The organism is Streptomyces griseus (genome assembly GCF_001715295.1).
Lineage (GTDB): Bacteria > Actinomycetota > Actinomycetes > Streptomycetales > Streptomycetaceae > Streptomyces > Streptomyces griseus_G.
Window position 1 is genome coordinate 1683622 of the sequence record NZ_MDKB01000001.1, and the last position, 7888, is coordinate 1691509.

The 7888-nt window shown below is 71.3% G+C and carries 5 protein-coding genes and 1 pseudogene; 4 read left to right on the forward strand and 2 right to left on the reverse strand.

What is annotated here, in order from left to right; genetic code table 11:
* Positions 1-46: 46 nt before the first annotated feature.
* On the reverse strand, positions 47-2176 hold the full coding sequence (locus BA175_RS06570; RefSeq protein WP_069170235.1) for a molybdopterin oxidoreductase family protein: 2130 nt from the start codon (positions 2174-2176) through the stop codon (positions 47-49).
* A gap of 267 nt (positions 2177-2443) precedes the next feature.
* Between BA175_RS06570 and BA175_RS06575 the strand changes: the two genes are divergently transcribed.
* Both BA175_RS06575 and BA175_RS06580 read left to right on the forward strand, forming a co-directional pair.
* A complete protein-coding gene (locus BA175_RS06575) occupies positions 2444-4024 on the forward strand; it encodes a class I SAM-dependent methyltransferase (protein WP_069170236.1) in 1581 nt (526 codons plus the stop codon).
* 3 nt (positions 4025-4027) lie between these two features.
* Positions 4028-5380, forward strand: a complete 1353-nt coding sequence (locus BA175_RS06580; RefSeq protein ID WP_079159398.1) for an extracellular solute-binding protein — start codon at positions 4028-4030, stop codon at positions 5378-5380.
* A 186-nt stretch (positions 5381-5566) separates the two neighbouring features.
* On the opposite strand, the gene BA175_RS31655 is transcribed toward BA175_RS06580, so the two are convergent.
* Entirely contained in the window at positions 5567-5941 is a 375-nt protein-coding gene (locus BA175_RS31655) for an ATP-binding cassette domain-containing protein (RefSeq protein ID WP_079159399.1), read from the reverse strand.
* 62 nt (positions 5942-6003) lie between these two features.
* Between BA175_RS31655 and BA175_RS06585 the strand changes: the two genes are divergently transcribed.
* Positions 6004-7311 (forward strand): SUKH-4 family immunity protein, encoded by a 1308-nt coding sequence (locus BA175_RS06585; protein ID WP_069170237.1) that lies wholly within the window; start codon positions 6004-6006, stop codon positions 7309-7311.
* 248 nt (positions 7312-7559) lie between these two features.
* Positions 7560-7888, forward strand: a pseudogene (locus BA175_RS06590) (hypothetical protein); the annotation flags it as partial.

Sequence of the window (7888 nt, forward strand, 5' to 3'; positions counted from 1 at the left end):
TCCCGCGGCGCCGTGCATCGCGCACGGCGCCGCGAGACGTTCGTCCTCACACCGGCAGAACTCGCACCGGCACCCCGTTGAACACCGCGTTGCCCGACACCGGGTCGACCACCAGCTCATCGGTCAGCGCGTTGGCGTTGACCCCCGCGTTCCGGCGCGCCACGGCCTGCCCGCTGTCCTGGTGACCCCACCCGTGCGGCAGACTCACCACCCCCGGCATGATCGTCTCGGTGGCCTCCACCGACACCTCGACCTCCCCGGCCGCCGACCGCACCCGCGCCCGGTCCCCGAGCCCGAAGCGGGCCACGTCCTGCGGATGGATCTGCAGCGTGCACCGGTTGCTCCCCCCGACCAGCGACGGCACATTGTGCATCCAACTGTTGTTGGAACGCAGATGCCGGCGTCCGATCAGCACCGTCTCCGGCGCCGGATCCCGCATCCGCTCCAGCAGACGCGGCACATCGGCGGCCAGCACCGCCGGAGCCAGATCCACCTTCCCTGACGCGGTGCACAGGATCTCCTCCAGCCGCGGCTGCAGCGGACCGAGATCCAGACCGTGCGGTGCCCGCCGCATCGCCTCCAGCGACAGGCCGTAGGACCCCAGTCTCAGCAGCGCGTCCAGTATGCGCTCGGTCCCGTCGGCACCGTCCAGGCCCTCACGCAACTCCGGTACCGCCGCGAGTATCTGACCGAGCAGCATCTCCTCGCACACCTCCGCGCCGACGTCGGGACCCTGACCACTCAGGATCAGCAACAACTTCGCCAGGATCGCGGCCTCGGAGAACTGGTCCTCACCCAGCGGCAGCACCGGCGGGGAGAAGCGGGCGTAATTGCGGACCATGATGATCTGCACCAGGAAGTCGAAGTGCGGGCTCTGCAGAATCCGCGGCGGCGGCAGGATCACGTTCGCGTGCCGGGTCGTCTCGTTCAGATAGGGATCGACGCAGACCATGAAATCCAGCCCCGCCAGGGCCCGCGCCAGACGCGGAGCGTTCGGCGCCGACAGCGCCGGATTACCCCCCACCGTGACCAGCGCCCGGATCTGACCCTCCCCGGGCGTCTCGATCTCGTCGGCCATCGTGGCGACCGGGAACTCACCGAGGACCTCCGGCAGACCCCGTACCCGGCTGTGCCACGCCCCGGTAGCGAACGGCTGCCCGCTGCGGAAGATCTCCAGACCCGCGGTCTTGGCGAACATGACACCACCGGCCCGATCCAGATTCCCCGTCAGCGCGTTGATGACATCGACCAGCCACTGCGCCGTCGACCCGAACTCGGCCGTACAGGTCCCGATCCGGGCGTACACGCACGCCGACGGCGCCGCCGCGACCTCCCGCGCCAGCCGCACCGTCGTCGCCGCCGGCACCCCGCAGGCCGCCTCCACCGCCTCCGGTGTGAAGTCACGAGCGAGCACACGCAGTTCGTCGAGCCCGGTGACCTCCATGTCCACAGAGGTCAGCCCCTCGGCCAGAAGCGTGTGCACCATGCCGAACAGCAGATACGCATCCGTCCCGGGGCGGATGAACAGGTGCTCGTCAGCGAGCTCCGCGGTCCGGGTGCGCCGCGGATCGACGACCACGACCTTGCCGCCGCGCTCCTGCAGAGCCCGCAACCGCCCCTTGAAGTCCGGCGCCACGCACAGCGAACCGTTGGACTCCACCGGGTTCGCCCCGAGGATCAGCATGTAACCGGTCCGGTCGAGGTCAGGAACGGCCACGGCCATCGGATCCCCGAACATCAGGCCACTGGCGACATGCTTGGGCATCTGGTCGACGGTGCTGGCCGAGTACACGTTCCGGCTGCCGAGGGTCTGGGTCAGCGGCTGCCGGTAGAGGAACCCGGCCATGGTGTGGAACGTCGGGTTGCCGAAGTACAACGCCACCGCGTCACGGCCGTGCTCCGCCATGATCCCGCCGAGCCCGCGGTGCACCTCCGCGAACGCCTCCTCCCAACTGGCAGGCCGCAACTGCCCGTCGACCCGGACCATCGGACGCGCCAGCCGGTCCGGATCCTCGTCGAGCCGGCCCAGCGCCGCCCCTTTCGGACAGAGGAACCCCTTGCTGAACGGGTCGTCCCGGTCGCCCTCGACCCGCAGCACCGAGCCGGCGTCGTCCAGGGTCAGACGTAACCCGCAGGACGTCTCACACAGAGGACACGTCCGCAGTGCAGTCTTCATGCTCGCTCCCAGGTTCGGGGTGGGCCGACGCCCCGGGTCCCACCCCCACCCAGGCCACCGCCGGCCGGGCCGTCCGGACCGTGGAAGCAGGGCAGCGGGACCTCACCGGCGTCGCACGGTCCGGATCACCTCCAGACGCTAGCAGCGCCGCGCCACGGACCCTTCTTGCTGGATGCCCAGAGCACGGACCGGTTGGGCATTCCCGAAGATGTCGGCCGCCGCCCCGCCAGCGATCGTGGGGCAGACCTGCCGAAGAGAGGACTCGCCATGGCTCCGAACGCCGAGCCGGCCACCGCCGCCGCACCGCTGACCGCCTTCCGCGAAGCAGACTCCGAAGCGCTGGCCGAGGCGTTCACCCGCCTGGTCACCGCCCTCTGGACCGACGGAGCACTCAACGACCCCACCTCGGCACAGGAGGCCGTCCCCGAACTGCTCGAGGCCTGGGACCACACCGGGCCCACGCACCGCGGCTACCTGGCGATCACCCTCGCCCTCCTCGCCGAAGCCGAATACCCCCAGCTCGACGGCCCCGTCGCCACCGCCGTACGCCAGGGCATGGACCGCTTCCTGCACGAGATCCGCGGCACCACCACCGTCACACCCCTCACCCTGGCGCTGGTGTACCTGCTCTCCCACTTCCCGGACGACCGCACCCGCGTCCGGTCCGCATTCAACGGCGTGCCCCTGGACCCCGACGACCGCACCCGGCTGGACCGCGGACTGACCCACCTGAACCACCTCGACCCCGACCTGGGCCGGGCCTGGCCCTCCCCCTTCGACTGGGACATCGACGAAACGGAACGGGACTTCGACCGCTCCTGGATCACCACCCTGACACCGGAACAGACCACCGCGACCTGGAACGACGACACCCGCACCCTGTGGGCCACCGCCGGCGCCAAAGCCCTGTGGGCGATGACCCACCACATGCCCACTCCCGTCGTCGACGACAACCCCTACTGGACGACCCCGCACCAGCCGGCAGACACCCACGACACCACCCTGTTCGCCCGCCACCACTCCGCCCTGCGCTGCACCTCCTGCCGCAGCCCCCTCACCTTCCACACCACCGGAGCACGCTGCCAGGACTGCGCCACCCTCTACCCCCTCGCCCCCGGCGGCATCCTCGACCTCTCCCGCCGGGAGCACCCCGGCGCCGGCGTGAGCGACGCCGCCGAGGACGTCGAGGCCGACGTCCTGCAGAACGCCGCCGTCATGAGCACCGTCGGCCGCCACTACGAAGCCGGGCTGCGCCCCGCCTTCCTGCGCATCATGGGCCAGAACTGGGGCGGCGCCATCACGCCGGCGATCGAGGACGCCTACATCGCCGGCCCGCTGCGCACGGCCGCCGCCCGCACCGACGCCCCCGTCCTGGACCTCGCCGCCGGTGCCGGCCGATGGACCTGGGTGGTCGCCGACGCCGTCGGCGCCGACCGGGTCATCGCCCTCGACCTCAACGACGCCATGCTCCACTGGCTGCGCGGCCGACTGCCCCACGTGGCCGCGGTCCGGGCCAGCGCCCTGGAACTCCCCCTCGCCGACAGCAGCCTGGCCGCCGTCAACTGCTGGAACGCCCTGCAGGCGATGCCGGACGCGGCCCAGGCGATCGCGGAGATCGGCCGCTGCCTGAAACCGGGCGGCACCCTGACCCTGATGACCTTCCGCTGGGCCGACGACCCGGTGTACCGCTACTTCCAGCGCTCCCACATCTTCCCCGGCCGGCCCGAGGGGTACCTGCTGTTCGAGCCGCAGGAGATCCGGTCCTGGCTGGCCGCCGCTGGGCTGAGTGTGGTCGAGGAGTCCGGACCGGGGACCTTCGTGTTCCTCACCGCGAAGCGGGAGGGCTGAGACGTGGAGGACGACGGCCGGATCGTCGTCGACATCCTGCTCGCCGACCACCCGTTCGAGGGCTTCCTGGACCCCGTACGCCGACGCGCCGCGGAGTTCGGGGCCGCGCATCCCCGCTACGAGATCCGCATCTCGACCTACCGGTACTGGACCGGCACCGGCCGCGAGGACTTCATCCGCATCCTGGACCAAGGCCGCGTCCCCGCCCTCGTCGACGTCTTCTTCACCGAGACCCAGCACGCCCGCGACGCGCTCGCCGCGACCGGCGGACCGCTGTTCACCCCGGTGCAGCGAGCGGTCGGCGGACGCCGCCAGATCCTCGGCGAGCCGGTCGTCATCGACGACCTCGTCGACAGCGCACGCCGCTACTACAGCTACGACGGCGAACTCGTGTCGATGCCGTTCAGCGTCTCCACGGGCCTGCTCTACGCGAACATGACCATGCTGCGCGCGGCCGGAATCACCGACCTGCCGCAGGACTGGGAAAGCCTGGAGGCCGCCTGCCGGGCCGTCGTGCAGACCGACGGCGGCCCCCCGCACGCCATCACCTGGGCCGTCGACGGCTGGTTCTTCCAGGGCGCCGTCTGCCAGCAGGGCGGCCTGCTCACCGACCACGCCAACGGCCGCTCCGGCCGCGCCCGCACAGTGAACCTGGCCTCCGAGGAATCCCTGGCCTGGACCACGTGGTGGCAGCGGCTGCACAAGGACGGCCTCTACCTCCACACCGGCCAGGCCCAGGACTGGGCGGGGACGCTCGACGCCTTCACCGAAGGCCGGGTGGCATTCCTGTGCAACTCCTCCGTGATGGCCCAGCCCGTGGTGTCGGCCGGAGCGCAGGCGGGGATCGAGGTCGCCACCGGCGGCCTGCCCCGCAACGGCGCCGTGCCGTACTCCGGCGACATCCTGGGCGGCGACTCCCTCTTCCTGGCCGCCGGGCTGCCACCGGACGTACAGGACGGCGCACTGGCCTTCCTCCAGTACCTGCTCAACCCGCGGAACGCCGCCGCCTGGCACAAGTCGAGCGGCTTCATCCCGGTGACCCACGGTTCACACCGCCTGCTGGAAGCGGAAGGCTGGTTCACCGAGAAGCCGCACCACCTCCAGGCCCCGAAACAGCTCGACGCCTCCGACGGAACGCCGGCCGCGACCGGCGCGCTGGCCGGCCAACTCGCGATCATGCACACCGACCTGGTCCAGGCGATGAGAGACGTACTCGAGCGGGACGCCGACCCCGCCAGGCGCTTCGCGCAGGCCACGGCCACGGCCCAGAAACGGCTGGACGACTACAACAGACAGACCGCCCAACGCCACGCCGGGCACCCGCGAGAGCCTCGGGCGAGCCGAACCACGGCCTGAACAGGACCCGGCCCCGGCACCCCACCAAGGGGCGCCGGGACCGGCCGCCTGAGAGCACGGCAAGACACACGCCGAGGGTGCTCGCCATCGCCGTGAGGGTGTTGCAGAACAGCAGACCCGCCGCGACCCCGACGGCGAGAACCGTGAACACCAGTGCCCGGACCCCGCCCAGTTCCCGCACCGGCATCAGCAGGGCCACCGATCCGCCGGCCACCAGGACCTTCGCCGCCCTGGAAACCGTCGACCGCTACCGCAACGCCTGCTGGAACCCCTACCCGGTGGAGGACGACCAGAAGGACGTGACCAGGCTGTTCCTGGCGGAGCCTGCCGAACTGGCCCCGGACCGGTCCGACCGGGACACTGCGACGGGCAGGATACGGAGAAGAGCTGCGCCTCCGCCTGCGGATCGAGTGACCCTGTGGGTTCGTCGAGCACGACGAAGTCCGACTCCCGGCAGAAAGCGCGGACCAGGACGAGACGCTGCCACTGTCCCAGCGAGAGACCGGCCAACTCCCGCACCCAGCAACGCCGTCGGCGAGACCGCGGCACCGGCTCACGCACGGGGGAGAGGCTCGGGGACGGGCACGCGCCCGGCTGTCAGCGCCGGCTGGCAGCATGGCCGCATGACTGACGATCTCGACTACGCACTGGCAGATCCCGTACGGCTGCTCACCACCGACCGTGCGGCGCTCCGCGACCACCTCTCCCACGACGACCGGGACCGTGGCGCCGGTGGTGAGATCTTCCTGCAGGCCGAGGCGATATTCGGGGGAGCGGAGGTGACGCCCGCGGAGTTCGCGTCCTGGCTGCACTTCGCGGCGAAAGCCACCGGTCACGACACGCACGCCGACCGGATCGCGGCAGCCGGTCCCCGCATGCCGTGGCGGACGGTGTGGGCGTGGTGGCGGCCGGCCCACTGGTTCCCCGTCCACCCGAGCCTGAACGGCGACTACTTCCAGGTACGCCGCCGTGTGGACGGGGACCGCGAACTCCTCGAGGTGACCGACCAGCAGGGCCCCCTCTGGCTCGACGCGGCGACCGGCCACCGGGCGACGGGCGTGGACGAGGCGGCGCTGACCGACGCCCCGACCGCGACCTGGGCCGCCGAGGAACCCGCGCTGTACGAGCTGGACCTGTTCCTCCCTCAGGAGTGGGAGGGCGCCGTGGCCTTCGCGACGGACGGCGCCCGGACCCGGCATCTCGTCGAGAGCGTGCACGGCATAGCGGTCGTGGAGACGGACGCCGACGCACTGCGGGACTGGCCGCGCGACGCGGGCCTCGACCCCACGTCGGCGTGGGAAGCACCGCCGGGACCGGCCCCCGCCGTGCGGCGGCCGACGGGTCCGCTCACCGCGGCCCGGGTCGACGACGCTTTCGGCGCGCGGCACGTGGTGCGCATCGCCGAGAGCGACCTGCCCCAAGGGCTCACCCACGCGGGCAGCAGACGCTATCTGCGGGAGGTCGGTCTGCCCACCTGGTGGGTGTGCCACAGCGCCCAATTCGAGACCCACCCCATCGACGCCATGCGCCCACCGGCGGCGGACGCCCTGGCGGACGGGAGCCTGCCCGACGGGGTGGCCGCCGCCGACCTGATCGTCTTCGGCTCCACCGAGTACGGCGAGCTGTACCTCCACCGTCACGACGGCACGGTGCACATCCTGAGCCGCCTGACCCACCGTACCGACGAGGAACTGGTGCCGCTCGCCCCGGACCTCGACGTCTTCACCCGCGCCCTGGAAGCCATCGACCGCTACCGCAACGCCTGCTGGCACCCCTACCCGGTGGAGGGCGACCAGAAGGACGTGACCAGGCTGTTCCTGGCGGAGCTTGCCGAACTGGCCCCGGACCTGGCCGACCGGGACACTACGACGGGCAGGGTGTGGAGCTGGCTCTACGCCGGCATCACGGAGCTGGGGGTGGACGGCTACTGAGCCGGTGCGGCCGGGGGAGCGGGTAACGCCCTCTGCTCTACGCTCCCCGCTCACCCGGTCAAACGGGGCGTCCGAGCGGAACACACGCCCCCAGCCCTCACCGGCAGGCGAGCCCCACATGGCCACCAGGAGCTGATGGTCTCATGGGGAACGACCTCGCTCGTCAAGGCAACCTTTCAGGCAGTTCACAGGTCATGAGTACGCGTCACCGACCTGGTGCGCATGATGTCCGAGTCGCGGAAGGTCTCATGAATCCCCTCGTCGTCGCGCGGCGCACCATCTCCGCGTTCGTGCTGGCCGCCCTGGCCGGTACGGCGCTGGCCGGTCCTGTCCATGCCCAGGAGGAACCGCTGCCGGTCTCGATCACCGGCCCCGACAGTGTCAACCTCTCGCTGCACCCGGAGACCGGTGAGCCGGGTGAGCCGGGTGAGCCGCAGATCGAGCTGGGTCTCCGGGCGCCCGGAGAGCCGGTACCGGACGACGACGGCGTCACCTGGCCGATCCACACCGGCGACTACACGGTCACGGTGGACGCGAGCTCCCTGGCCGGCGTCGCCGCAGTGGACTTCTCCCGGCT